Here is a 26165-nt window from a genome sequence, read left to right on the forward strand (position 1 = left end):
TTGATGGTCCGATTTCCCTCCATACCCTCGCGCCTGACGGCCGCCTCGGCTCTGCTGCTGTCGTTGGCCGCGGCTGCGCCCACGGAGCCGCTGGGCAAGCTCAAAGTCGCCAGCAACGGCCGCTACCTGCAGACCGAAGCCGGCAAGCCCTTCTTCTGGCTGGGCGACACCGGCTGGCTCTTGTTCAACAAGCTCAAGCGCGAAGAAGCCGAAACCTACCTCGAAGACCGCCGCAAGAAGGGCTTCAACGTCATCCAGGTGATGGTGCTGCACCAAGTGCCCGCCGTGAACGTGTACGGCGACTCGGCCCTGGTGCGCGGCAACGTGGCCACCCCGCTCGTCACCAAAGGCAGCGCGCCCACCGATCCGACGCAGTACGACTTCTGGGACCACGTCGACTACATCGTGGATTTGGCGGCCAAAAAGGGCCTGTACATGGGCCTGGTGCCGGTGTGGGGCACCAACGTGAAGGCCGGCAAAGTCAATCAGCAGCAGGCCAAAGCCTACGCGACCTTCCTGGCGGAGCGCTACAAAAACCGTCCGAACATCATCTGGCTCAACGGCGGCGACATTGCCGGCTCGGATTCGCTGAAGGTGTGGAACACCATCGGCAGCACCCTGAAGGCCGTCGACCCGAACCATCTGGTGACTTATCACCCGCGGGGCCGCACGCAGTCCTCGGACTGGTTTCACAACGCTTCGTGGCTGGACTTCAACATGTACCAGTCGGGGCACCGGCGCTATGCCCAAGACACCTCGCGCAACGAAAAGAAGCACTACGGCGAGGACAACTGGCGCTATCAGCTCGTCGACAACCAGCTGAAACCTGCCAAGCCCAGCATCGACGGGGAACCCTCGTACGAGGGCATTCCGCAGGGCCTGCACGACATCACCCAGCCCCGCTGGACCGACGCCGACGTGCGTCGCTACGGCTACTGGTCGGTGTTTGCGGGCGCGTTCGGTTACACCTACGGGCAGAACTCGGTGATGCAGATGCACAGCGCCTTCGACAAAGGCAGCGCCTACGGCTCCTCGGAGCTGTGGTCCTCGGCCATCAACGCGCCCGGCGCCGCGCAGATGCAGTACCTGAAGCAGCTCATGTTGTCGCGGCCCTTCTTCGAGCGGGTGCCGGATCAGTCTTTGATTGCGGGCGAAGTAGGGGAGAAGTACGAGCGGCTGTTTGGCACCCGGGGCAAGAACTACGCCTTTGTGTACACTTACACCGGCCGCACCTTCCAGGTGAACCTGGGCAAAATCAGCGGCAGCAAAGTCAAGGCTTCCTGGTTCAGCCCGCGCGACGGGAAGACCACCGCCATCGGCACCTTCCCGAACAAGGGCACGCAGGGATTCAACGCGCCCGGCGAGCCGAAAGCCGGCAACGACTGGGTGCTGATTCTGGACGCGGTGTAGAGACGATAATACAAACTGGCAGTCAAAAAGGGCGGTCATGCTGAGCGCAGTCGAAGCATCTCTACCGCTTCGTCCGGGCTCGTTCAACGAAGCGGCAGAGATGCTTCGACTGCGCTCAGCATGACGTTCTAGAGTAACCAGGTAATGCTTAAACCCCAAATCGTCCGCTTCCTCGCCCCGCTGCTCGGCGCCGCCCTGCTCACGGCTTGCTCGCGTGACGTGTACATGTTCACGTCCTTCCACGAGCCGGCCAACGAGGGGTTGCGCCTGCTCTACAGCTACGATGGCTATAAGTGGCAGGATTTGAACCGCATCTTCCTCACCCCGCAGGTGGGGCCGAGCAAAATCATGCGTGACCCGAGCATTGCCCGCGGCCCCGACGGCACCTACCACCTCGTGTGGACCTGCGGCTGGAAGGGCGACAAGGGCTTCGGCTACGCTTCGTCGAAAGACCTGGTACACTGGTCGGAGCAGCGCTTCATCGACGTGATGGGCCACGAGCCGACGACCGTGAACGTGTGGGCCCCGGAAATCTTCTACGACGCGCCCACGCAGCAATACCTCATCGTGTGGGCCAGCACCATCCCGTTCCGCTTCCCGAAAGGCGTCGAGGACGAGGACAACAACCACCGGCTCTACTACACTACCACCAAGGACTTCCAGACGTTTGCGCCCACGAAGCTGTTTCTGGACCCCGGATGGAGCGCCATTGATGCGGTAGTGGTGCCGCGCGGGCCGCAGGATTACGTGCTGGTGGTGAAGGACAACACCCGCCCCATGCGCAACATCAAGGTGGCGTTTGGGCCCTCGGCAATAGGACCGTTTCCAAATGTGTCGGAGCCCTTTACCGGCAACTTTACCGAAGGACCGAGCGTGCTGGCCTTGCCGAATAAGCAGTGGCTGATTTACTACGACGCCTACCGCGAAAAGCGCTTCGGTGTGATGAAAACGGCCGATTTCAAGACGTTTACCGACGTGTCGAACCAGACCAGTGTGCCGCAGGGGCACAAGCACGGCACCGTGTTCATGGCGCCGCGCAAGACCTTGAAGAACCTGTTGCGCAGCGCCCCGGCGGCGCCGGCAGCAACGACCACCACGAGCGGAAATCAATGAGCAAGCAGACAGGAATTTGGGCAGCGGTAGCGGCAACGCTGGGCAGTGTCTCGGCCCAGGCTCAGACGACGCCGGAAACCATCCGCTACACCGGCACCACGCTCAGCAACGTGGATTACCACCACGGCCAGCTGCGCCCGGCCATCGGCACGCACGCCCGGCAGGTGCTGCGCGCCAACCGCGAGCAGCCCAGCGCCGCCAACGGGGAGGGGTGGACCTACAACCACGCGCCCATGTTGGCGTACTGGCAGGGGCAGTTCTACTACCAGTACCTGAGCAACCCCGCGGGCGAGCATATTCCGCCCGGGCGCACCCTGCTGCTGACCTCGAAGGACGGCTATACCTGGACTAATCCGACGGTCATTTTTCCGCCCTACAAGGTGCCCGACGGCTTCACCAAGCCCGACCAGCCCGGCAAAGTGGCCAAAAATCTGGAGGCCGTGATGCACCAGCGCATCGGCTTCTACACCTCGAAAAAGAACCGCCTGCTGACCCTGGGCTACTACGGCGTGGCCCTCGACGCCAAGGACGACCCCAACGACGGGCAGGGCATCGGCCGGGTGGTGCGCGAGGTGCTGCCCGGCGGCAAATTCGGGCCCATCTACTTCCTGCGCCACAACAAGACCTGGGACCAGTCGAAATCCGCCTACCCCTTCTACACCAAGAGCAAGGACAAGGGCTTCGTGGCCGCCTGCGAGGAAATCCTCAGCAATCCGCTGATGATGCAGCAGATGGTAGAGGAGCAGGACAAGGACGACCCGCTCATTCCCATCCACAAGGACTATAAGGCCTTTAGCTACTACCACCTGCCCGACGGCCGCGTGGTGGGCCTCTGGAAGCACGCGCTGACCACCATCAGCCCCGATGGCGGCAAAACCTGGCCCAACCCGGTTATTCGCGCCCCGCACTTCGTCAACAGCAACGCCAAAATCTGGGGCCAGCGCACCTCCGACGGCCGGTACGCCACGGTGTACAACCCCTCGGAGTTCCGCTGGCCGCTGGCCGTGTCCACCTCGCAGAACGGCCTCGACTACACCGACCTCTGGCTGGTGCACGGCGAAATCACGCCCATGCGCTACGGCGGCAACTACAAAAGCTACGGCCCGCAGTACGTGCGCGGCATTCAGGAAGGCGACGGGGTGCCGCCCGACAAGAAAATGTGGGTGAGCTACAGCGTGAACAAGGAGGACCTCTGGATTGCCTCGGTGTCGGTGCCCATCCGCGCCACGGCCACGAGCCACGCCAACGACGTTTTCGCGCAACTGCCTGCCGGCCAGGAACTGGACCAATGGAATACCTACAGTCTGGTGCAGGCCCCAGTAGAAATCGGTCCGCTGCCTGATGGGAGCAAGGGTCTCGTGTTCAAGGATTCGGACCGCTTCGACTACGGCAAGGCCGAGCGCATCATCCCCGAAAGCAAGCAGCTGACGGCCGAGCTGTCGGTGGTGCCGGGGCAGAACGACCACGGCCTGCTGCAAATCGAATTTCAGGACGCCAAGGGCCAGCCCGCCGTGCAGCTGAGCTTCGACTCCACCGGCACGCTCAGCTATAAGGCCGGGGCGCGCTTCAAGGGCGTGACCAAGTACCAGGCCGGCCAGCAGCTGGACCTGAAAGTGACCCTGGACGCGCCCAACCGCACCTGCACGGTGTCGGTGAACGGGGGCAAGACCAGCACCTTCATCTTCTTCGCCCCGGTGGCCTCGTTCGAGCGGGTGATGCTGCGCACCGGCCCCGCCCGCCACTTCCCCACGCCCGACACGCCCGCCGACCAAGCCTACGATTTGCCCAAAGCGGGGGAGTCAGAGAAGTTGGCGGTATTTTATGTGAAGTCGCTGAAGACGTCGGCGGCGGAGGTGAAAACGCCCTAGAGGCGCCTGGTGTGCGCCTCACCCCCCGGCCCCCTCTCCGAAAAAGGAGAGGGGGAGCCACGGCGGAGCTGGTGGTTTTGTAGCTTGTTGGTTTTCTGATTCTATCCGATTCTATGGAATCCAACGAGCCTTACCTACCGCAGGACAAAATCTTTACCGCCGACCGGAAGCAGTACGGCAAGCTTGATCTGAAAGGCCGCTCACGCGGGATGCGCCACGAGCCGACGCCGGCCGAGGAACTGCTCTGGCAGCGGCTACGCGGCAATCAGCTTGGAGTGAAGTTCCGCCGCCAGCACAGCATCGATAGGTTCATTGCCGACTTCGTCTGTCTCCCGCACAAGCTGATAGTCGAGCTAGACGGCGCCGGCCACCTTGAACCCGACCAGGCTGAATATGACAAAGGCCGCTCCGAAATCCTGGCCGAGCTAGGCTACCGCGTCCTCCGCTTTTCCAACGACCAAGCCCTCCACGAAACCGAGCAAGTACTCCAGGCCATCAAGGCCAACTTACCACAAGCATAAGCCTCAGCACCCACACCACCCCAAGCCATCAAGAACTCGTCAGGCTCCCCCTCTCCTTTTCGGAGAGGGGGCCGGGGGGTGAGGCGCACGTGAGGCACCTCCAGCCCGATATGCCCAAACGTTTCCTCCCATACCTCCTCGCCCTGCTGCCCCTGGCCGCCCACGCCCAGCAGACGCAAATTCAGCTGCTCTCCGGCCCCGACAAAGACCACACGGTGAAGTGGAAGTTCCACTGCTCGACCGGCCGCAACGCCGGCAAGTGGACCACCATCCCGGTGCCTTCCAACTGGGAGCTGCAGGGCTTCGGCAAGTACAACTACGGCCACGCCAAGGACACCGCCCGCGGCAAGGAAGTGGGCCAGTACAAGTACGAGTTCAAGGTGCCCAAAAACTGGGACGGCAAGACGGTGAACATCGTCTTCGACGGCGCCATGACCGACACCGAGGTACGCATCAACGGCCAGTCCGCGGGCCCGATGCACCAGGGCTCCTACTACCGCTTCAAGTACGACATTACCAAGCTGCTCAAGCTCGGCAAAACCAACCTGCTCGAAGCCACCGTCAGCAAGCACTCGGCCAACGAGTCGGTGAATGATGCCGAACGGCGCGGGGACTTCTGGCTGTTCGGCGGCATCTTCCGCCCGGTGTTCCTGGAGGCCCTGCCCGCCACCCACATCAGCCGAGTGGCAGTGGACGCCAAGGCCGACGGTAGCCTGCGCGCCGACGTGTACACCCAGGGCAGCGGGGCCGATGAAGTCGTGGGCCAGCTCTACACCCTCGACGGGCAGAAAGCCGGCGCCGAGTTTAAAGCGGCCGTAGCCGGTGGCGCCGCCACCACCCGCCTGCAAACCGCGCTCAATCAGGCCCGGCTCTGGACGCCCGAAACGCCCAACCTCTACCGCGTGGCCTTCACCCTGCGCAAGGGCGGGCAGCCGGTGCACGTCGTCGACAAGCGCATCGGCTTCCGCACCATGGAAGTGCGTGAGCGGGACGGCATGTACCTCAACGGCGTCAAAGTCAAGTTCAAGGGCGTCAACCGCCACTCGTTCTGGCCCACCTCGGGCCGCGTCACCAGCAAGGCCCTGAGCATTCAGGACGTGAACCTGATGCGCGAGATGAACATGAACGCGGTCCGGATGTCGCACTACCCGCCCGATGACCACTTCCTGGCCGCCTGCGACTCGCTGGGCCTCATGGTGCTCGACGAAATAGCCGGCTGGCACGGCAACTACGACACGCCCACCGGCACCAAGCTCACCGAGGAAATGGTGCGCAAGGACGAGAACCACCCCAGCATCGTGGTGTGGGTGAACGGCAACGAGGGCGGCCACAACTTCGACCTCGACCCGGTGCTCGACCGCATGGACTTGCAAAAGCGCCCTGTCATCCACGCCTGGCAGGTGTTCCGCGGCACCGATACCCAGCACTACATCAACTACGACTACGGCAACGGCACGCACTTGCAGGGCCACAACGTGGTGTTTCCCACCGAGTTCCTGCACGGCCTCTACGACGGCGGCCACGGCGCCGGCCTCGAAGACTACTGGGAGCAAATGTGGGCTCACCCCCGCTCGGCCGGAGGCTTCCTCTGGGACTTCTCCGACGCCGGCGTGGTGCGCACCGACAAGGGCGGCATCCTCGACACCGACGGCAACCACGGCGCCGACGGCATCCTCGGGCCCTACCGCGAAAAGGAGGGCAGCTTCTTCACCATCAAGGAAGTCTGGAGCCCCGTGTTCTTCGAGCGCCGCGAAATTACCCCGGCCTTTGACGGCACCTTCCGCGTGCAAAACCGCTTCCACTTCACCGACCTCGCCCAGTGTAAGTTCACCTGGAAGCTGGCCCAACTGCCCGGCCCCGGCAGCAAGGCCGCGCCCGTCACCAAAACCGGCGCCCTCACCGCGCCCAGCGTAGCCCCCGGCGGCACCTACGGCACCCTCAAGCTGGCCCTGCCCGCCGACTGGCAGCAGCACGACGTGCTCTACATCACCGCCAACTACCCCGACGGCCGCGAAATCTACACCTGGAGCTGGCCCATTGCCCGCCCCAGCGCCGTGGCCCAGCGCCTTATCCGCACCGAAGGCCCCACGGCCGCCAAGCTCACCGAAACCGACTCGCTCTACAACGTCTCCGCCAACGGCGTGGAGCTGAGCTTCAGCCGCCGCTCGGGCCTGCTGCGCGCCGTGCGCAACGCCAAGGGCATCATCCCGCTCACCAACGGCCCCGTGCTGGCCGAGGGCGAAACCGCCTTTGAGGGCCTGAGCCAGCGCCAGGACGGCCAGAACGTGGTCATCGAAGCCAAGTTCGCCAAGCAGAGCCGCTACCAGTCCTTGCAGTGGACGGTGTACCCCTCGGGCTGGGTGCGCCTCACGGCCAAGTACTTCCCCAAAGACTACGACTTCGCCCTGGCTGGCCTGAGCTTCAGCTACCCCGAGAAGGAGGTAAAAGGCGCCCAGTGGCGCGGCGACGGGCCCTACCGCGTGTGGAAGGACCGCCTGAAGGGCACCAACCTAGGTGTGTGGACCAAAGGCTACAACGACACCAGCACCGGCGAAATGGAAGGCACCCGCGGCCCCGAGTACCCCGAGTTCAAGGGCTACTACTCCAACTTCTACTGGCTCACCCTGCAGACCACCGGCCAGCCCTTCACCGTAGTCTGCGACCAGGAAGACGTGTACCTGCGCCTGTTCACGCCGCGCTTCTCGGCCACGCCCTACAACACGGCCCCGGCCTTCCCCAGCGGCCAGCTCTCCTTCATGCACGGCATCACGCCCATCGGCACCAAGTCGCAGAAAGCCGAGAACATGGGCCCGATGGGCAAAACCAACATGTACTACGACTACGGCAAAGACCCCTCGTACGCCAAGGAAATGACCCTGTACTTCGATTTCTCCGGCCAGCAGGCGGTGGTAGGTCAGCGGTAGAAGGTAGAGGTTTTGATATATTAGATAACTTATTGCTTTGTAAGCAGGAGATTAGAATATTTTTCTGCGCGCAAGCTAATAGCCAGAACCAGTATAAGAAGGAATTCTTATACTGGTTCTTTGTTTCACCCTTTTACTAGTTCACCAGATTATGGATTTCCATCTGAGCGTTTCTCTGACTTACAAAGAGGTTTTTGATGATTATGAAGCCTTTGATCTAGCTGATGCCGTATCTCGGATACCATCTAGAGCTGCCCTAGAAGTGCTGGGATATGTTATGGCCCAACTGCATACCAAGGAGAGGAGCAGCAAAACGCAGCTAGAAATACTAAGAATGTGGTTGTCGAGAATTCCTGATTCAACAAAAGCAAGGGTAGAATATGTTATCAATAAAATTAATAAGGAAGCTTCTGGAAGTAAAACTCATTCAGGTGATTTTAATTTTGTCAATAATGTTTCTACATTAAAACTTATTCAAGAGGTTTTTAATAACTTTAATAACAATGAAGATGAGGACTTGACACCAGAACAAGAATTGCTTCTCTTTAAATCATATTTGTATGTTTCCCAGAAGTGGACGGATGAGCAAGCTGATTCTGTCAAAGGTATGAAAGCTGGCAATAAGGAGGAATTTGCTAAATTCTTCCTTAATTTTCATATGCCTTATATTGAGCATTTTGAGTTCAAGGATTTTCGTATGCAGATTATTAAAGCTATTTACTTCTTTAGATTTTGCGAATCAAATCCTCAGTTTAAAACTTATTTAGAAATATTTATTTTAGACAGAGGCTTGAATAGTTGGCAGGAATACTTGGTAAATATATTGAAGGTGTATGTTCGTAAATTTGAACCCCTCAAAACTCCTTCGATTATAACTTTTAAAGATGCTGAGGTTGGTATAGTTCCTTGGTTGAAGGAGCTGTCTATTAATGAAAGTGAGTACAGGTCAAATCAGGATTTCCGGGAGCTAAGGGAAAAGCCAGTTTTTGAGGTTAGGGATAATGAGTTTGTGTTCCTTAATTTAAATTTTCTTATAGACAAAATATATCAAGGGATTCAGTTTGATTTTGCTGCTTCATTAGTCAAGCACAAAGCGAAATATAATGGTAAGCGGATAAAGGATTATCCTCAATTTAAAAGTATATATGGCGAAGAGTTTTCAGAAAAGCATATGTTTTATGCTGTAATGAAGTATTGTTTTAGAGATAAAAAGCTTATCAAATTCAGTGGCGAAGAACTTAGGCATCAAATTGATGGTGAGCCTGATTTTTATATTAGAGATAAGGCTAAGATATATGTATTTGAGTGCAAGGATGTGACAATTGCTGCAAATGCGAAACAATCTCCTGACGTCAATGTTAAGATTGATGAAGTATTCAAAAAACTTGTAAAAAACGAAAAGGGAGCAGATAAAGGTGTTACTCAGTTGGTTAATACTATCAAGAAGATTAGATCAGGTGAGTTTCTCAAAATTGACGCCGGTGCTCTGAAAAATTCTATCATATATCCTATTATTGTTCATATTGATTTTTCGTTACAAGTTCCTGGTATTAATGTAGTTTTGAACTCTGAATTCAGAAGGCAAATAGCTGCTGCTGGACTGTCTATGGATGCAGGCATTAAGAATGTGTCACTCCTGCATCTAGATACGCTTATTAAGTTTCAGGATTTGTTTAACAGTGGTCAGCTGAAGATAAATAATTGTCTCAATAGTTATTATGAGCTTTCTGTTAACAGAAATCCTTTGTATTCAATAGCTTCGTTAGATAATCACCTGCATGATAAGGCTGCCGAAATGAACTATGACTCTCCAAAAATTATGATGGAAGAGCTTGAAAAGGTATTGTCTGAGGTCGGTATCGATGAAGTAGGTGAGCAATAAAGAAAACGCCCTCAAACACTGTTTAAGATGTTTGGGGGCGTTTTATCCAAATTGTTGAAGTTGCCGGCAGCACATTGAGTATTCCGCCCCACCATGCCCAAATCCTAAAGCTTTATGCTAAGATCGTAGAATGTTGGTGCGGGAAAAATGGTGAACTAGTGGACGCCAAAAGTGCCTAGCACAGCCCCGTGGCGCCGGCCCGTCCATCGGCCGGCTTCCCCGCTGCTTTCGTAGCGGGGGCCGCGGGGTGCGGCTGCCCGTCCCGATGAACCTGCGCATTATACTTTCTTCGCTTCTCACCGCCCTGCTGCTGACGGCCTTCCGCGCCGACAAGCCCGCCCCCGTGCAGCTGCTGCGCCTGCGCTGCGAGCTGCTCACCAACCCCGAAGGCATCGACGCCACCGCCCCGCGCCTGAGCTGGGAGCTGAGCGGCCCCGCCCGCGGCCTGGAGCAAACCGCCTACCAGGTGCTGGTGGCCTCCACCCCCGAAAAGCTAGCCGCCGACGAGGGCGACCTGTGGAACTCCGGCCAGGTCACCTCGGCCCAATCGGTGCACGTAGCCTACGCCGGCGCCCCGCTGCGCAGCCGCACCCACTGCTACTGGAAGGTGCGCACCTGGACCAGCCAGGGCCCCACGGCCTGGAGCCAGCCCGCCCGCTGGAGCATGGGCCTGCTCAACTACCTCGACTGGAAAGGCCGCTGGATCGGCTTCGACCGCGCCTTTCCCTGGGACGATGAAACCACCCACGCCCGCCTCTCGGCCCGCTACTTCCGCAAGACATTCAAGGCCGACAAGCCCATCCGCCAGGCCACGGCCTACATCATCGGGCTGGGCCTGTACGAGCTGCACCTGAACGGGCAGCGGGTAGGGGAGCAGGTGCTGGCCCCCGGCCCCACCGACTACACCCAGGGCGTGAAGTACAACGCCTACGACGTGACCGGCCTGCTGAAGTCGGGCGCTAACGCCGTGGGCGCCGTGCTCGGCAACGGCCGCTTCTACGCCATGCGCCAGCACTACAAACCCTACAAGATCAAGACCTTCGGCTACCCCAAGCTGCTCATGCAGGTGGAAGTGACTTACGCCGACGGCTCGCGCGACGTCATCAAGACCGATGAGAGCTGGCAGGGCACCGCCGACGGCCCCATCCGCACCAACAACGAGTACGACGGCGAGGAGTACGACGCCACCAAGGAAATGCCCGGCTGGGCCTCGGCCGGCTTCGACGCGAAGAAGTGGCTGCCGGCCGAGCTGGTGCAGGAGCCCGGCGGCGCCTACGAGGCGCAGATGAACGAGAACATGAAGGTGATGGAAACGCTCCGGCCCGTGGCCATCAAGCCCCTGGCCGGCGGCAAGTACATCCTCGACATGGGCCAGAACCTGGCCGGCTGGCTGCGCCTGCGCGTGCAGGGCAAAGCCGGCGACAAGGTGACGCTGCGCTTCGCCGAAACCCTGCAGCCCGGCGGCGAGCTGTACGTGCGCAACCTGCGCGACGCCCGCGTCACCGACGTGTACACCTTAAAAGGCGGCGCCCGCGAAACCTGGGAGCCCACCTTCGTCTACCACGGCTTCCGCTACGTGGAAATCAGCGGCTGGCCCGCCGGCGCGGCGCCCACCCTGGCCGATTTCGACGGCCGCGTGGTGTACGACGACATGGCCACCACCGGCGCGCTGACCACCTCCGACGCCACCATCAACCAGGTGTACCGCAACGCCTACTGGGGCATCCGCAGCAACTACAAGGGCATGCCCATCGACTGCCCGCAGCGCAACGAGCGGCAGCCCTGGCTCGGCGACCGGACCACCGGGGCCTACGGCGAGAGTTTCCTCTTCGACAACTCCCGCCTCTACGCCAAGTGGCTGCGCGACATCGAGCAGGCCCAGAAAGCCGACGGTAGCATCCCCGACGTGGCCCCCGCCTTCTGGCGCTACTACGGCGACAACGTGACCTGGCCCGGCACCTACCTCACCGTGGCCGACATGCTCTACCGCCAGTACGGCGACCAGCAGGTGCTGGCCCGCCACTACGATTCCATGCGCCGCTGGCTGCTCTACATGGGCCAGAACTACTCCGAAAACGGCCTTGTCACCAAGGACAAGTACGGCGACTGGTGCGTGCCGCCGGAGTCGAAAGAGCTGATTCACTCCAAAGACCCCGCCCGCAATACCGACGGCGCGCTCATTGCCAGCAGCACCTATTATCATATGCTGGACCTCATGCGCGGTTTCGCCGGCACCCTGGGGAAGACCAAGGACGCCGACGAGTACACCCAGCAGATGGCCGCGCTGAAAACGGCCTTCAACCAGAAGTTCCTGAACCGGGAAAGCTGCCAGTACTCCAACAACACCGTCACGGCCAACCTGCTGCCCTTGTCCTACGGCATGGTGCCCGCCGAGGCCGAGGCCAAGGTGTTCCAGAACATCGTCGACAAAATCATGGTCGAAAACCAGGGCCACATCAGCACCGGCGTCATCGGCACGCAGTGGCTGATGCGCGGCCTCACCCAGCGCGGCCGTCCCGACGTGGCCCTGCGCCTGGCCGCCAACCGTGACTACCCCAGCTGGGGCTACATGGCCGCCAACGGGGCCACCACCATCTGGGAGCTGTGGAACGGCAACACCGCCGACCCGGCCATGAACTCCCAGAACCACGTGATGCTGCTCGGCGACCTGCTCATCTGGCAGTACGAAAACCTGGCCGGCATCAAATCCGCCCCCGACGCGCCGGGCTTCCAGCGCCTGGAAATGAAGCCCACGCCCACCGCCGGCCTGACTTCGGTTTCGGCCTCCTACCAATCGGTGCGCGGCCTGATCAAGAGCAGCTGGAAGCAGGATGCCAAGCGCTTCACCTGGAACCTGACGGTGCCGGGCAATACCAAGGCCCTGGTCTACCTCCCGGCCAAGGACGCGGAGCGGGTGCAGGAAGGCGGCAAGAAAGCCGCCTCCGCGCCGGGCGTGAAGTTTTTGCGCATGGAAGGCGACCGGGCCGTGTTTGAAGTCGGCTCGGGGGAGTATGCTTTCGTGGTGAAGCAGAACCTAAACGACCAGAAATAGAACGCGTCATGCTGAGCTTGTCGAAGCATCTCTACCGCTTCGCGTGAGCAGCCTATAAAAAAGAACGTTCTGTCGAGCTTGCCGAGACATCTCGCGTGCTGACTTCCGAGAGTAACCTCAACGAAAAGAATAGTCCCTGACGTCAGCACGCGAGATTGGCTAGCGCCTTCTTTCAGTTCCTCGACTTCGCTCGGAATGACGACCGAGAGGGGCAGGCGAAGCGGTAGAGATGCTTCGACTGCGCTCAGCATGACGTTCAGGATTGCAAAATGAACATGAACAAAGCCTTTCCAATACTGCTCTTTGGCCTGCTGACCGCGGGCTGCTCCGTCGCCCAAAATCCGGCGAAAACTGCCCAGAAGAACCCCTGGCAGCGCGCCGTCATTGTCGACGAGTTTATCCAGGAAAAAATGCCCTTCCCGGAAAGCCACGCGGCGACCATTGCCGAAACCCCGGCGGGGTTAGTAGCCTCGTGGTTTGGCGGCACGAAGGAGCGCAACCCCGACGTGGGCATCTGGGTGAGCCGGCAGGAAAACGGCCAGTGGACCGCGCCGGTGGAAGTAGCCAACGGCGTGCAGAGCGAAACCCTGCGCTACCCGACCTGGAACCCGGTGCTCTACCAGGTGCCCGGCGGCGAGCTGCTGCTGTTCTACAAGATCGGGCCCAAGCCCTCGGACTGGAAAGGCTTTATGCGCACCTCCAAGGACAACGGCCGGACCTGGTCGGAAGCCCGGGCGCTGCCAGAGGGCTACATCGGGCCGGTGAAAAACAAGCCGGTGCTGCTCTCGAACGGCACGCTGCTCAGCCCCACCAGCACCGAGGGCAGCGGCGGCTGGCGCGTGCACTTGGAAGCTTCGAAGGACAACGGCCAGACTTGGACGATGATCGGGCCGATTGACAACGGCTCGACCCAGGGCGCCATTCAGCCCAGCATCCTCAAGCACCAGGACGGCCGCCTGCAGCTGCTCTGCCGCAGCCGCGACCGGGCCATCCTGGAGTCGTGGTCCTCGGACCAGGGCCAGACCTGGACGCCGCTCGCGAAGACGAATCTGCCCAACAACAACTCCGGCACCGACGCGGTGACCTTGCAGGACGGGCGCCAATTGCTGGTGTACAACCACGTATTGCCGCCCGGCACCCTGGCCAAGGGCCCGCGCACCCCGCTGAATGTAGCCGTGTCCAAGGACGGGAAGGAGTGGTACGCGGCGGCTATTCTGGAAGACTCGCCCATCAGTCAGTACTCGTACCCTTCGGTGATTCAGACCAAGGACGGCAAGGTGCATTTCGTGTACACCTGGCGCCGCAAGAGCATCAAGCACGCCGTTATCGACCTCAAGAAACTCAAGCTGGTCAAGATTGAGAACGGTCAGTGGCCGGCCTTGAAAGGCTACACCGCGCCTACTGGCACGGCGGAAATCACCAAGGACTAACGGCCTTTCGGGCGCCTCGTTCGCCTCACCCCCTAGCCTCCTCTCCGAAAAGGAGAGGGGGAACTAACCTTAGCTTCTCTAGTTCTAGCTCTCTTTTCGTCCGACGCCTGCCAAGCATCTCGCTCTAGAACACTAGAGGCTAGTTCCTCCTCTCCTTTTCGGAGAGGGGACTTGGGGGTGAGGCGCCCATCCGCCATGTTCAAGAAACTACGCCTTCTCACCGTCGGCCTGCTGCTGACGGCCGCCGGCGCCCAAGCGCAAACTGCCGACGAGCAGTATCGTGAGCCGCTGCAGCAGGTGCTGGACGAGATTCAGCAGCGCTACGGGGTGAAAATCCGGCCCGACGCGGCCATGGTGAAGGACAAGTACGTGACCTACGCCCAATGGCGCTTCCGCCCCGATGTGGACGAAACGCTGCGCAACGTGCTGGGCCCGCTCGATTACCAGGCGGCCAAAACGGGCGAGAAGACCTACAAGCTCAAAACCTACCAGTACCACCTCAAGACGCCCGACGAAGGCGCCGCGCAACTCAAGGAACTGGCCGCCCGCTACCACGACCAGGCCAGCTGGGAGCAGCGCAAAGCGGAGCTGCGCAGCTGCATGTGGTCGGCGCTGCGGCTGGCGCCGATGCCCGCCAAGCCCGCCAGCAAGCCCATCATCACCAACAAGCGGGAGTACGATGGCTACTCCGTAGAAAACGTGGCGCTGGAAACTCTGCCCGGCGTGTACGTCACCGGCTCCCTGTACCGCCCGCTCAAGCCCAAAGGCAAAATCCCAGTCATCATCAGCCCCGACGGCCACTTCGGCGACGGCCGCTACCGCCCTGACGCCCAGAAGCGCTGCGCCACGCTGGCGCGCATGGGGGCTATGGTCTACAGCTACGACTTGTTTGCCTGGGGCGAATCGACCTTGCAGTTTAAGAGCGAGGACCACCGCCGTAGCCTGGCTATGACGGTGCAAGCCCTGAACGGCCTGCGGGCCCTGGACTTTCTGCTCGCCCAGAAAAACGCCGACAAGGACCGCGTGGCCATTACCGGCGGCTCGGGCGGCGGCAGCCAGACCATGCTGCTCACCGCCCTCGATGACCGCATCAAGGTGAGCGTGCCCGTCGTCATGCTCTCGACCTACCACAGCGGGGGCTGCCCCTGCGAAAGCGGCATGCCGGTGCACCTCTGCGGGGGCGGCACCAACAACGCCGAGCTGGCCGCCATGGCTGCCCCGCGCCCCCTGCTGGCCGTCACCGACGGTGGCGACTGGACCGCCCAGACGCCCGAAGTAGCCATGCCTTACCTCAAAACCGTCTATGGCTACTATGGCAAGCCGGACCTCGTGCAGAATGCCCACTTCCCCAAGGAAGGCCACGACTACGGCGCTTCCAAGCGCCAAGCCATGTACGCGTTCATGGCCAAACATCTGGGCCTGAACCTGCGCATGGCCGAGGACTCCGCGGGCCAGCTGGACGAGTCGAAAGTGACCGTTGAAAAGCAGGAGCAGCAGCTGGTGTTCGGCCCAAAAGGGGAGGGGTTGCCGGCTGGTGCCCTGCACAGCTTCGAAGCCCTGCAGGCGCTGTTTAATCAGACTGCTTCGCAAGGGCAAGCGAAGCAATAGAGCCCAAGGTCTTAGAAACAATTGCAAGAGCAAAAGGCGGTCATGCTGAGCTTGTCGAAGCATCTCTACCGCTGACATCAAATACCAAACTCAACGAAGCGGTAGAGATGCTTCGACCAGCAGACGCCAGATCAAGCATGACGCGCATAGTCCGCAATAGTCTCTTCTTTATCCTTGGGGCGCTGGCTTTGCCCGCCCGCGCCGCCGACATCTGGGTGGCGCCCACCGGCTCCGACCGCAACCCCGGCACTGCCGACAAGCCGCTGGCCACGCTGACCACGGCCCTGCGCCAGGCCCGCGACCTGCGCCGCCTGCACGATGCCTCGGTGCAAAACGGCGTCCACATCTGGGTAAAAGGCGGGGAATATCGGCTGACCGAACCCTGGCTGTTCCGCCCCGAAGATGCCGGCACCGCCGTGAGCCCGACCATCATCGAAGCTGCGCCGGGGGAGCAGCCGGTGCTCAGCGGCGGCGTGTCGGTAACGGGTTGGAAAAAGGCCGCTGCCACGGTACCAGGTCTGCCGAAAGCTGCCCAGGGACAGGTGTGGGTGGCCGATGCACCGCTGCTGGCCGGTCGTAGTTTTGATTTCCGGCAGCTGTGGGTGAACGGCCGCAAAGCCATTCGCGCCCGCACCGCTACCGACGACAACCTGCCCCGCCTGCTGCGCTGGGACACGGACAAGCGCGAAGCGTGGATTCCGGCCGCGGCCCTGAGCGGCGTGACGCGGGCCGGGCAGCTGGAAATGGTGCTGCACCAGATGTGGGCCGTGAACGTGCTGCGCGTCAAATCGGTGACGGTGCGGGGCACGGAGGCGCGGGTGACCTTCCAGGAGCCCGAAAGCCGGGTGCAGTTTGAGCACCCCTGGCCCCGGCCCATCATCAACGGCAAAAACGGCAGCTCGGCCTTTTACCTCGCCAATGCCCCGGAGCTGCTCGACGAGCCCGGCGAGTGGTACTACGACCAGCAGCGCCGGCAGGTGCTCTACTGGCCGCGCCCCGGCGAAACCATGAGCACGGCCCAGGTAACGGTGCCCGCCCTGGAAACCCTGGTGCAGGTGGCCGGCTCCCTCGACGCGCCGGTGAGCCACCTGCAGTTCAAGGGCCTGACCTTCGCTTACACCACCTGGCTGCGGCCCTCCGAGCAGGGCCACGTGCCCCTGCAGGCCGGCATGTATCTGCTCGACGGCTACTCCCTGGCTAAGCCGGGTACGCCCGACAAAGCCGGCCTCGAAAACCAGGCCTGGATTGGCCGCCCGCCCGGCGCCGTGCAGCTCAGCGGGGCCGACCACACCCGCTTCGAGCGCTGCCGCTTCGAGCACCTGGGTGCCTCCGGGCTCGACTACCTGCAGGGTACCCACGACGACGCCATTGTCGGCTGCGTGTTCCGTGACGTGGCCATCAACGGCCTGCAGCTGGGCAAGTTTTCCGACCCCGGCATCGAAACCCACCTGCCCTACAACCCCAAGGACGAGCGGGAAATCTGCACGGGCGAGCTGGTGGAAAATAACCTCTTCACCGACTGCGGCAACGAGGACTGGGGCGCCTGCGGCATCACCGCCGGCTACGTGCGCCAGACCACCATCCGCCACAACGAAATCAGCCGGGTGCCCTACACCGGCATCAGCCTGGGCTGGGGCTGGACCAAAACCGCCAACGTCATGCGCGACAACCGCGTGACCCAGAACTACATTCACCACTACGCCCAGCACACCTACGACGTGGCCGGCGTGTACACCCTCTCGGCCCAGCCCGGCACCGTTGTGAGCGAAAACCGCGTCGATGAAATTGGCCGCGCCGCCTACGTGCACGACCCCGACCACTGGTTTTACCTCTACCTCGACGAAGGCTCCTCGGGCATCACGGTGCAGGACAACTGGTGCCCAGCCGAGAAGTTCCTGGCCAATGCCAACGGCCCGAACAACGTCTGGAAAAACAACGGCCCAATGGTGTCGGACGCCATCAAGCACGCCGCCGGGCTGGAGGCTGCTTTCCGCGACCTGCGCGGCGCGGCGCCGAAAGCGGAGCAGAAAACGGGCAAGACTCAATAGCCAAAAAAGAGCAAAAAGAACGTCATGCCCCATCTGGCGTCCGCTTGCCGAAGCATCTCTACCGCTTGGGCTGAACGACTCAGAAGTCTCGCATGCGAAATGAAAGAATACACGCTACATCCCTCAATCAGCCAGCTGACTGCAACGAAGCGGTAGAGATGCTTCGACAAGCTCAGTATGACGGCTGATTTGCAGTCATCAACTCCCCTGATGCCCCACGCTACCCTGAAACGCTTTACTGCTGCCGCCGCAACCGCGCTGGCGCTGTTTGCCACTGAAACCGCCCAGGCCCAGCAGGCCGCCAAGGCCACCTGGATCTGGTACCCCGGCGACTACGAAATCTGGCTCAGCAACCAGATGCAGAACCGCCGCACCGAGCGCGGCTCCTTCTTCCCGCCTTTCTGGCGCCTCGACAGCCACTACCCGCTCATCGACTTCCACCAGGACTTCGACCTGAAAGAAGCCGAGGACGTGGAGCTGCGCGCCGAGGGCCAGTACAACGTCAAGCTCGACGGCAAGCTCATCACTGGCTACCCCACGCGCCTGACGGTGCCGGCCGGCAAGCACCGGCTCAACATCAAGGTGTACAACCAGCAGCACGTGCCGGCGGTGTTTGTGCAGGGCAAAACCATCGGGACCGATGGCAAGTGGCTGGTGACCTACGAGGACAAGGAGTGGATTGACGCCTCGGGCAAGGTCTCGGACCAGTCGGGTACCAGCTGGCTGACGGCCGGTAGCTGGAATTTCGATGAGGCGCAGAAGCTGCCCTCGGCTTTCAAGCTCAAGACCGAGCCGCGCCGGGCCGCCAAGGTCACGCGCAACGCCGATGGCAGTATGCTGGTGGATTTTGGGCGCGAAACGTTCGGCTACGTGCGCCTGCACGGCCTGCAAGGGCAGGGGCCGACGACCTTGTACTTCGGTGAATCGAAGGAGGAGGCGCTGAGCGTGGAGGGCTGCGAGACGCTGGAGCGGATGGAGGTGAACCAGCCGCAAAAGGCCGACAAGCTCACGACGCTCACCAAGGCCTTCCGCTACGTGAACATCCGGCCGGAAAAGGGCGTGACCCTGGATTCGGTGTCGATGCTCTACGAGTACGCGCCGCTGACGGAGCGGGGCCGCTTCCGGTGCTCGGATGAGCAGCTGAACAAGATCTGGGACGTGGCCGCCTACACCATGCAGCTGACGAGCCGGGAGTTTTTCATCGACGGCATCAAGCGGGACCGGTGGGTGTGGTCGGGCGACGCCTACCAGAGCTACCTGATGAACTACTACCTGTACTTCGACACGCCAACGGTGAACCGCACCACCTTCGCCCTGCGCGGCAAGGACCCGGTGACCAGCCACGTGAACACCATCATGGACTACACCTTCTACTGGTTTATCGGCATCTACGACGCCTACCAGTACTCGGGCGACAAAACCGTGGTGCAGCAGCTCTACCCGCGCATGCAAAGCCTGATGGACTACTGCCTGAGCCGCCGCAACCAGGACGGCTACATGGAAGGCCTGGCCGGCGACTGGGTATTCATCGACTGGGCCGACGGGCTGAGCAAGAAGGGCGAAGTCAGCTTCGAGCAGCTGCTTTTGTGCCGCAGTCTGGAAAGCATGGCCCTGTGCGCCAATCTGGTGAACGACCAGGCCGGCGCCCGGAAGTACCAGCAGCTGGCGGCTGATCTGAAAGCCAAAATCTTCGCCACCTACTGGAACCCCGCGAAGGGCGCCCTGGTGCACAGCCGCGTGAACGGCCAGCCCACCGATAACGTGACGCGCTACGCCAACATGTTCAGCATCTTCTTCGGCTACCTCTCCCCGGCGCAGCAGCAGCAGGTGAAGCAGTCGGTGCTGCTGAACCCGCAGGTGCCCAAAATCACCACGCCCTACATGCGCTTCTACGAGCTGGAAGCCCTCTGCGCCCTGGGCGAACAGCCCTACGTGCTCAAGGAAATGAAGAGCTACTGGGGCGGCATGCTCAACGAAGGTGCTACCGCCTTCTGGGAAGAATACGACCCCACCAAGAAAGGCACCGAACACCTCTCGATGTACGGCCGGCCCTTCGGCAAAAGCCTCTGCCACGCCTGGGGCGCCAGCCCGATTTACCTGCTGGGCAAGTACTACCTCGGCGTCAAGCCTCTCTCGGCCGGCTACGCCACCTACGAAGTGGTGCCCACCCTCGGCGGCCTGCAGTGGATGGAGGGCTCGGTGCCCACGCCCCAGGGCGACATTGCCGTACGCGCCACTCCCAAGGAGCTGAAAGTGAAAGGCACCACCGGCACCGGTACCCTGCGCTTCAAAAGCAAATCGAAACCGAAGTGCAAAGGCGCCAACATCGAGGCCAAAGGCAACGGCAACTACGAGCTGCAACTGCAGCCCGGCCGCGAGTACGTGGTGACTTACCAAGCCGTGTAACGCCTCACCCCCGGCGTCCTCCTCGAAGAGGGCGAGCCGGCCGATTCTGTTTCCGCTTCTTCCGCGGGCTAAAAGCATCCGAGTCATGAAGAACGTTTTGCTGTTGTGGCTGCTGCCCCTGCTAGCCCCCGCCCAGGCCCGCGGCCCCATGTCCATCGTGGAGCTGACCGACTACGACAACCGTCTGCAACCGGCCAAGCTGCAGGCCCTCGGCCAACGCTACGCCGACGTGGATTTGCGCCGCTGGCAGGACGCCAACCACCTGACGCACTTGGTAGCGTACGCCCCCAAAGCCCGCGTCCAGGAGCTGCTGCCGGCGCTGAAGCAGGCCTACCCGACAGCCCGCATAAAAGAATACGCCGCGCCTTTCTACCGCTTCGAGCGCAGCCGCTGCGCCGATAAGACGACGGCTAAGCAGTGGGACAACATCATCCTCACCGCCAGCCTGGTGGCCGACACGGCGAAGCAACACGAGTACCTGCGCTACCACGCCACGCAGTTTCAAGAGTGGCCCGAGGTGTCCAACGGCTTCTGCAACGCCAGCTTTCAGCAGTTGCTGGTGTTTCGCCGGGGCCGGGAGCTGATGCTGGTCATCAGCATTCCGAAGGGCCAGAGCCTGGACGCCCTGAATCCCAAAACCACCGAAAACAACCCGCGCGTGGACGAGTGGAACCAGCGCATGCGCCAGTACCAGGAGGGCCGCAACGGCGCCAAGCCCGGCGAAGTCTGGGTATTCCTGCAGCCCCTGCCGCCGCTGCCGCCGCTGCCGGCCAAGCCGAAACAGCCAGTTAAGAAAGGCTAACTCTCACTGACAACTACCAACTGACAACGCACAATCAATGTTGAAAATAGCCATTCTGGGCCTGGGCGAGGGGAGAAGCACCATGTCGGCCGCCCTGCAAAGCGAGAAGCTGGAGCTGCGCGCCATCTGCGACCGAAACGAAGAGCTGTGCCGCCACCGCGTGGCCGAGTTTCAGTTCCAGGGCCGCGTGACGCCGAACTACCAGGACCTGCTCGACGACCCGGAAATCGACATCATTGCCATCTACACCCCCGACCACCTGCACGCCCAGCACGTGGGCCAGGCCCTGCGGGCCGGCAAGCACGTGGTCTGCACCAAGCCCTTCATCGACGACCTCAGCCAGGCCAAGGAGCTGCTGGCGCTGGTGGAAGAAACAGGCAAAAAGGTGTTCGTGGGCCAAAGCTCCCGCTTTTTCGAGCCCATGAAGCGCCAGCGGGCCGACTACGAAGCCGGCCTCATCGGCGAGCTGATAACGGTGGAAAGCTACTACCACGCCGACCACCGCTGGTTCTTGGCCAAGGGCTGGTCCCTGCAGGAGTCGTTCAAATGGCTCTACGGCGGCCTCAGCCACCCCGTCGACTTTATCCGCTGGTATTTGCCCAACATCGAGGAAGTTATGGGCTACGGTATGCTCAGCTCGAATGGCAAGGAAGGCGGCCTCAAGCACCAGGACACCATGCACTTCATCTTCCGCGCCACCGACGGCCGCGTGGCCCGCGTGAGCGGCTGCTACACCGGCCCGGTGCAGCCCGTCACCCGCGACTCGGAAATGAGCTGCGTGCTGCGCGGCACCGAGGGCGCCAGCCAGGGCGACTACATGGACCTGCGCTACGCCATTACCGACCGCACCGGCGAGGAACGTATCGTGACCTGGGAGCATAAGCTCAAGCACTACTTCCGCTTCGAGGGCAAAAGCCACCACGCCGGCGAGTACCAGAACTACCTCGAATACTTCGCCGACTCCATCACCGAAAACTTCACCGCCTACCCCGACGTGCGCGAAGGCATCGGCACCATCGCCCTGCTGCAGGCCATGGACCGCTCCCTGCAAACCGGCCGCCCCGTGAAGGTGCAGGAGCTGCTCGACGAGCACGGACTAGCGCTGTAATCCTGCTTGAACTGCCAAACCCGTCATGTCGAGCTTGTCGAGGCATCTCGCGCGCTGACGTTGAACGGTCAAATCAGAACGTCATGCTGAGCCAGAGCGAAGCATCTCTACCGCTTCGTTGAACCATTGCGAACGAAGCGGTAGAGATGCTTCGACTGCGCTCAGCATGACATTACTATCCGGCGGGATGTTTCGAACCCCGCTTGATGCGCGACAGGACGCGCTGATAATCCGCTCAACTTCCCTCCCCGAACTAACTCCACCCGCCCCGCATGGGAAACAATCTACTCGGCCACCTCAGCCTCTGGGACTACGCCATCGTGGCGGCTTACGTCGTCATCCTCGTGGGCATCGGCTACCGGGCCAGCGCCTCGAAAAAGGAGCAGACCGAGGATTCACAGTTTCTGGCCAGCAAGTCGCTGGGTTGGGCCAGCATCGGCTTTAATATGTGGGGCACCAACGTGGGGCCGTCCATGCTGCTGGCCTTTGCCTCCATCGGCTACAGCACCGGCATCGTGGCGGTGAACTTCGAGTGGTACGCCTTCGTGTTCCTGTTTTTGCTGGCCACGGTGTTTGCCCCGCGCTACCTCGCGGCCCGCGTCAGCACCATGCCGGGCTTCATGGGCCAGCAGTACGGCGGCTCGACGCAGAACATCCTGGCCTGGTACGCGCTGATCAAAATTCTGATTTCCTGGCTGTCGTTGGGCCTCTTCTCCGGCGGCGTGCTGGTGCGCCAGATTCTGGGCATTCCGATGTGGCAGTCGGTGATTGTGCTGGTGCTCTTCGCGGGCTTTTTCACCTTTGCCGGCGGCCTCAAGGCCATTGCCAAGGTCAACGTGTTTCAGATGCTGCTGCTCATCGGCGTCTCGCTCACGCTCACCGTTATCGGCGTCCTAAAAGTCGGCGGCCTCACCCAGCTCTGGCACAGCGTGCCGGGCCACTACTGGAACCTCGTCCAGCCCGCCTCTGACCCCAAATACCCCTGGTACGCCATCCTGCTGGGCTACCCCGTCTCGGCCGTGGCTTTTTTCTGCACCGACCAGGCCATGGTGCAGTCGGTGCTGGGCGCCCGCAGCCTGGAGCAGGGCCAGCTGGGCGTGAACTTCATCGGCTGGCTCAAGATTCTCTCGCTGCCGCTGTTCATCCTCACCGGCGTGCTCTGCTACGTGCTCTTCCCGCACCTGGCCGACCCCAATCAGGCCTACATGACCATGGTCACCAGCCTGTTTCCGGCTGGGATGAAGGGCCTCGTCATCGTGGTACTCATTGCAGTGCTGGTGGGCACCATCAGCTCCTCCCTCAACGCGTTGAGCACCGTCTTCGCCATGGACGTGTACGCCCGCAACATCAACCCCCAGGCCTCCGAAAAGGACGTCGTGCGCATCGGCCGCCTCACCGTGCTGGTGGGCTGCGCCTTCGCCGTGCTCATGGCCCTGGCCATCGACGCGGTGAAGGGCCTGAACCTGTTCGACGTGTTCCAGGCCGTGCTCGGCTTCATCGCCCCGCCGCTGTCGGCCGTGTTCCTGCTGACGGTGTTCTGGCCGCGCACCACCCGCCGGGCCGTCAACGCCATTCTGTCGGCCGGTTCCGCGTTTAGCCTGGGCGTGGGCGTGCTCTACCTCTGGGTGCTGCCACCCAGCCAGTACGCGTTCTGGCCGCACTACCTGGTCCTTTCATTTCTGCTGTTTGTCGTACTGCTGCTGGCCGCCGTCGTCATTTCCTTGCTCGACGGCACCCACCAGCCCCGCGTGCCCTTCGACCGCAGCGCCCTGCCGGCCACCTCGCGCCGCGTGCAGCTGCTGTGGGCCGCGCTGGCCGTGGTGATGGTGGGGCTGTACGTGGTGTTCAACGGGCATTAGAACCCCCTATCGACGCTAGAAAATCGGCTGTCATCCTGAGCACAGCGAAGGACCTTATCACGTCTGAGCGAATTGTTATAACGACAATCGTTCACGCGTGATAAGGTCCTTCGCTGCGCTCAGGATGACAGTCCAAAACATTATCCTCAAAACTTTTTTTGCTCAATTGGGTTTTAGTACCAATCGGTATATTTGCTACCGATTCCGCCAGTCACCATGTCCAAAGCCGAGCGCACCCGCCAGTTCATCATCGAGCAAACGGCCCCCATCTTCAACAAGCAGGGGTACGCGGGCACGTCGCTGAACGACTTGACTGCTGCCACCGGGCTGACCAAGGGCGCCATTTACGGCAACTTCGAGAACAAGGAGGAAGTGGCCCTGGCCGCCTTCGACTACAACCTGGGGCTGGTGCAGGACGGGCTGCGGGCCGGCCTGCACGGCGGGGCCACGGTGCGCGAGCAGTTGCTGGCCATGCCCCGCTTCTACCGGGACGTCTACCCGCTCATGTGCGAGAAAGGCGGGTGCCCCATCCTGAACGCGGCCATCGAAACCGACGACGCGCCGCCCACCGCCCTGCGCCAGCGCGTGCAGGCTAGCCTGGCCCGCTGGCACCGCCACGTGGTGCGCCTGATCGAGCAGGGCCAGCAAACCGGGGAAATCCGCCCCGCGGCCGAGCCGGGCCGCTACGCCACCTTGTTTATCACCCTCACCGAGGGCGGCATCATGGTGGCCAAAGCCACCGGCGACCCGGCGGCCCTCTACACCAGCCTGGCCCACATCGAGCAGCTGATTGAAACCGAGCTGGTAAACGGCTGAGCTTTTTTTTGTCAGAAAATATACCAATTGGTATAAAATGCAAACAACCTCTTTTCTCCCATGCCTGAGCTAAAACGCGTGGTTATCACCGGCGTCGGGGCCCTGACGCCCATCGGCAACACGGCCGAGGCCTTCGGCCGGGCCCTGCGCGTCGGCGCCAGCGGGGCCGGCCCCATCACCCGCTTCGACGCAGCCAAGTTCAAGACCCGCTTTGCCTGCGAAATCAAGGGCTTCGAGCCGCTGGACTTCTTCGAGCGCAGCGAGGTGCGCAAGTACGACCCGTTCACGCAGTACGCCCTGGTGGCCGCCGACGAGGCCATCCGCCACGCCGGGCTGGATTTCGAGGGGCTGAACCGCCACCGCATCGGCGTCATCTGGGGCTCGGGCGTGGGCGGACTGGGCACCTTGCAGGAGCAGCTGTTGGAGTTTGCCCAGGGCGACGGCACGCCGCGCTTCAACCCATTTTTGGGCACCAAGATGCTGGTGAACATTGCCGCCGGGCTGATTTCCATCCGCTACGGGCTGCGCGGGCTGAACTTCGCCACCGTTTCGGCCTGCGCCACCTCCACCACGGCCCTGATCGAAGCCTTCAACTACCTGCGCTGGGGCCAGGCCGACGTGCTGATTGCGGGCGGCTCCGAAGCGGCCATCAACGCGGTGGGCGTGGGCAGCTACAACGCCCTGCGCGCCCTCTCCACCCGCAACGAGGACCCCGCCACCGCCTCCCGGCCCTTCGACGCGGCGCGCGACGGGTTCGTGGTGGGTGAGGGGGCCGGGGCCTTGGTGCTGGAAGAATACGAGCACGCCCGGCGGCGCGGGGCCACCATTCTGGCCGAAGTGGTGGGCGGAGGCATGGCCGCCGATGCCTACCACCTCACCGGCACCCACCCCGAGGGCGAAGGCGCCACGCTCAGCATGCAGGCGGCCCTGGCCGACGCCGGGTTGCACGCCGCCCAAATCGACTACCTGAACGCCCACGCCACCTCCACCGGCTTGGGCGACGCCTCCGAGCTGCGGGCCATTGCGCGGGTGTTCGGGCCGGCCCCGCACCTGCACATCAGCGCTACCAAGAGCATGACCGGCCATTTGCTGGGCGCGGCCGGGGCAGTGGAGGCCATTGCCTGCGTGCAGGCCGTGCAGCACGACGTGGTGCCGCCCACCATCAACACCCGGCAGGTCGACCCGGAATTTGCCCACCTGCAGCTCACCTTGGGCCAGGCCGCTTACCGGCCGGTGGAATACGCCATGAGCAATTCCTTCGGCTTCGGCGGGCACACGGCTACGCTCATCGTGCGCAAGCACGAGGGGCAGTAACGAC

At 61.8% G+C, this 26165-nt stretch carries 16 protein-coding genes; all 16 read left to right on the plus strand.

Features of this window, described 5'->3' with window-relative positions; translation table 11 throughout:
• Positions 1–3: 3 nt before the first annotated feature.
• The 16 genes from LJ737_RS24320 to fabF all read left to right on the plus strand — a co-directional run bounded on the left by LJ737_RS24320 (position 4) and on the right by fabF (position 26161).
• The gene (locus LJ737_RS24320; RefSeq protein ID WP_227769371.1) at positions 4–1410 is read left to right on the plus strand and encodes a glycoside hydrolase family 140 protein; all 1407 of its coding nucleotides are present in this window, start codon (positions 4–6) and stop codon (positions 1408–1410) included.
• Between the two features lie 144 nt (positions 1411–1554).
• A complete protein-coding gene (locus LJ737_RS24325) occupies positions 1555–2523 on the plus strand; it encodes a glycoside hydrolase family 43 protein (RefSeq protein WP_227769372.1) in 969 nt (322 codons plus the stop codon).
• Entirely contained in the window at positions 2520–4391 is a 1872-nt protein-coding gene (locus LJ737_RS24330) for a sialidase/neuraminidase family protein (RefSeq protein ID WP_227769373.1), read from the plus strand. The genes LJ737_RS24325 and LJ737_RS24330 overlap by 4 nt, the downstream gene beginning before the upstream one ends.
• Positions 4392–4504: 113 nt before the next feature.
• Positions 4505–4912, plus strand: a complete 408-nt coding sequence (locus LJ737_RS24335) for an endonuclease domain-containing protein (RefSeq protein ID WP_227769374.1) — start codon at positions 4505–4507, stop codon at positions 4910–4912.
• A 110-nt stretch (positions 4913–5022) separates the two neighbouring features.
• A complete protein-coding gene (locus LJ737_RS24340; RefSeq protein ID WP_227769375.1) occupies positions 5023–7836 on the plus strand; it encodes a glycoside hydrolase family 2 protein in 2814 nt (937 codons plus the stop codon).
• A 151-nt stretch (positions 7837–7987) separates the two neighbouring features.
• Complete coding sequence (locus LJ737_RS24345) at positions 7988–9718, plus strand: hypothetical protein (RefSeq protein WP_227769376.1); 1731 nt, start codon at positions 7988–7990, stop codon at positions 9716–9718.
• A 265-nt stretch (positions 9719–9983) separates the two neighbouring features.
• Entirely contained in the window at positions 9984–12770 is a 2787-nt protein-coding gene (locus LJ737_RS24350) for an alpha-L-rhamnosidase (RefSeq protein ID WP_227769377.1), read from the plus strand.
• A gap of 275 nt (positions 12771–13045) precedes the next feature.
• Positions 13046–14200: a sialidase family protein gene (locus LJ737_RS24355; protein WP_227769378.1), complete on the plus strand. Its 1155-nt coding sequence runs from the start codon at positions 13046–13048 to the stop codon at positions 14198–14200.
• A gap of 195 nt (positions 14201–14395) precedes the next feature.
• On the plus strand, positions 14396–15808 hold the full coding sequence (locus LJ737_RS24360) for an alpha/beta hydrolase family protein (protein WP_227769379.1): 1413 nt from the start codon (positions 14396–14398) through the stop codon (positions 15806–15808).
• A 137-nt stretch (positions 15809–15945) separates the two neighbouring features.
• On the plus strand, positions 15946–17856 hold the full coding sequence (locus LJ737_RS24365; protein WP_227769380.1) for a right-handed parallel beta-helix repeat-containing protein: 1911 nt from the start codon (positions 15946–15948) through the stop codon (positions 17854–17856).
• A gap of 210 nt (positions 17857–18066) precedes the next feature.
• Positions 18067–20262, plus strand: coding sequence for an alpha-L-rhamnosidase-related protein (locus LJ737_RS24370; RefSeq protein WP_227769381.1), 2196 nt, complete (start codon positions 18067–18069; stop codon positions 20260–20262).
• An 85-nt stretch (positions 20263–20347) separates the two neighbouring features.
• A complete protein-coding gene (locus tag LJ737_RS24375; protein ID WP_227769382.1) occupies positions 20348–21064 on the plus strand; it encodes an L-rhamnose mutarotase in 717 nt (238 codons plus the stop codon).
• Positions 21065–21101: 37 nt separating this feature from the next.
• The gene (locus tag LJ737_RS24380; RefSeq protein ID WP_227769383.1) at positions 21102–22172 is read left to right on the plus strand and encodes a Gfo/Idh/MocA family protein; all 1071 of its coding nucleotides are present in this window, start codon (positions 21102–21104) and stop codon (positions 22170–22172) included.
• A 272-nt stretch (positions 22173–22444) separates the two neighbouring features.
• The gene (locus LJ737_RS24385; protein ID WP_227769384.1) at positions 22445–24031 is read left to right on the plus strand and encodes an SLC5 family protein; all 1587 of its coding nucleotides are present in this window, start codon (positions 22445–22447) and stop codon (positions 24029–24031) included.
• A 216-nt stretch (positions 24032–24247) separates the two neighbouring features.
• Positions 24248–24847: a TetR/AcrR family transcriptional regulator gene (locus LJ737_RS24390; protein WP_227769385.1), complete on the plus strand. Its 600-nt coding sequence runs from the start codon at positions 24248–24250 to the stop codon at positions 24845–24847.
• Between the two features lie 60 nt (positions 24848–24907).
• Positions 24908–26161 carry a beta-ketoacyl-ACP synthase II gene (fabF, locus tag LJ737_RS24395; protein WP_227769386.1) on the plus strand — a complete coding sequence of 418 codons (1254 nt, stop codon included), beginning with the start codon at positions 24908–24910 and terminating at the stop codon, positions 26159–26161.
• Positions 26162–26165 lie beyond the last annotated feature (4 nt).

Source organism: Hymenobacter sp. 15J16-1T3B, from assembly GCF_020711235.1.
Lineage (GTDB): Bacteria > Bacteroidota > Bacteroidia > Cytophagales > Hymenobacteraceae > Solirubrum.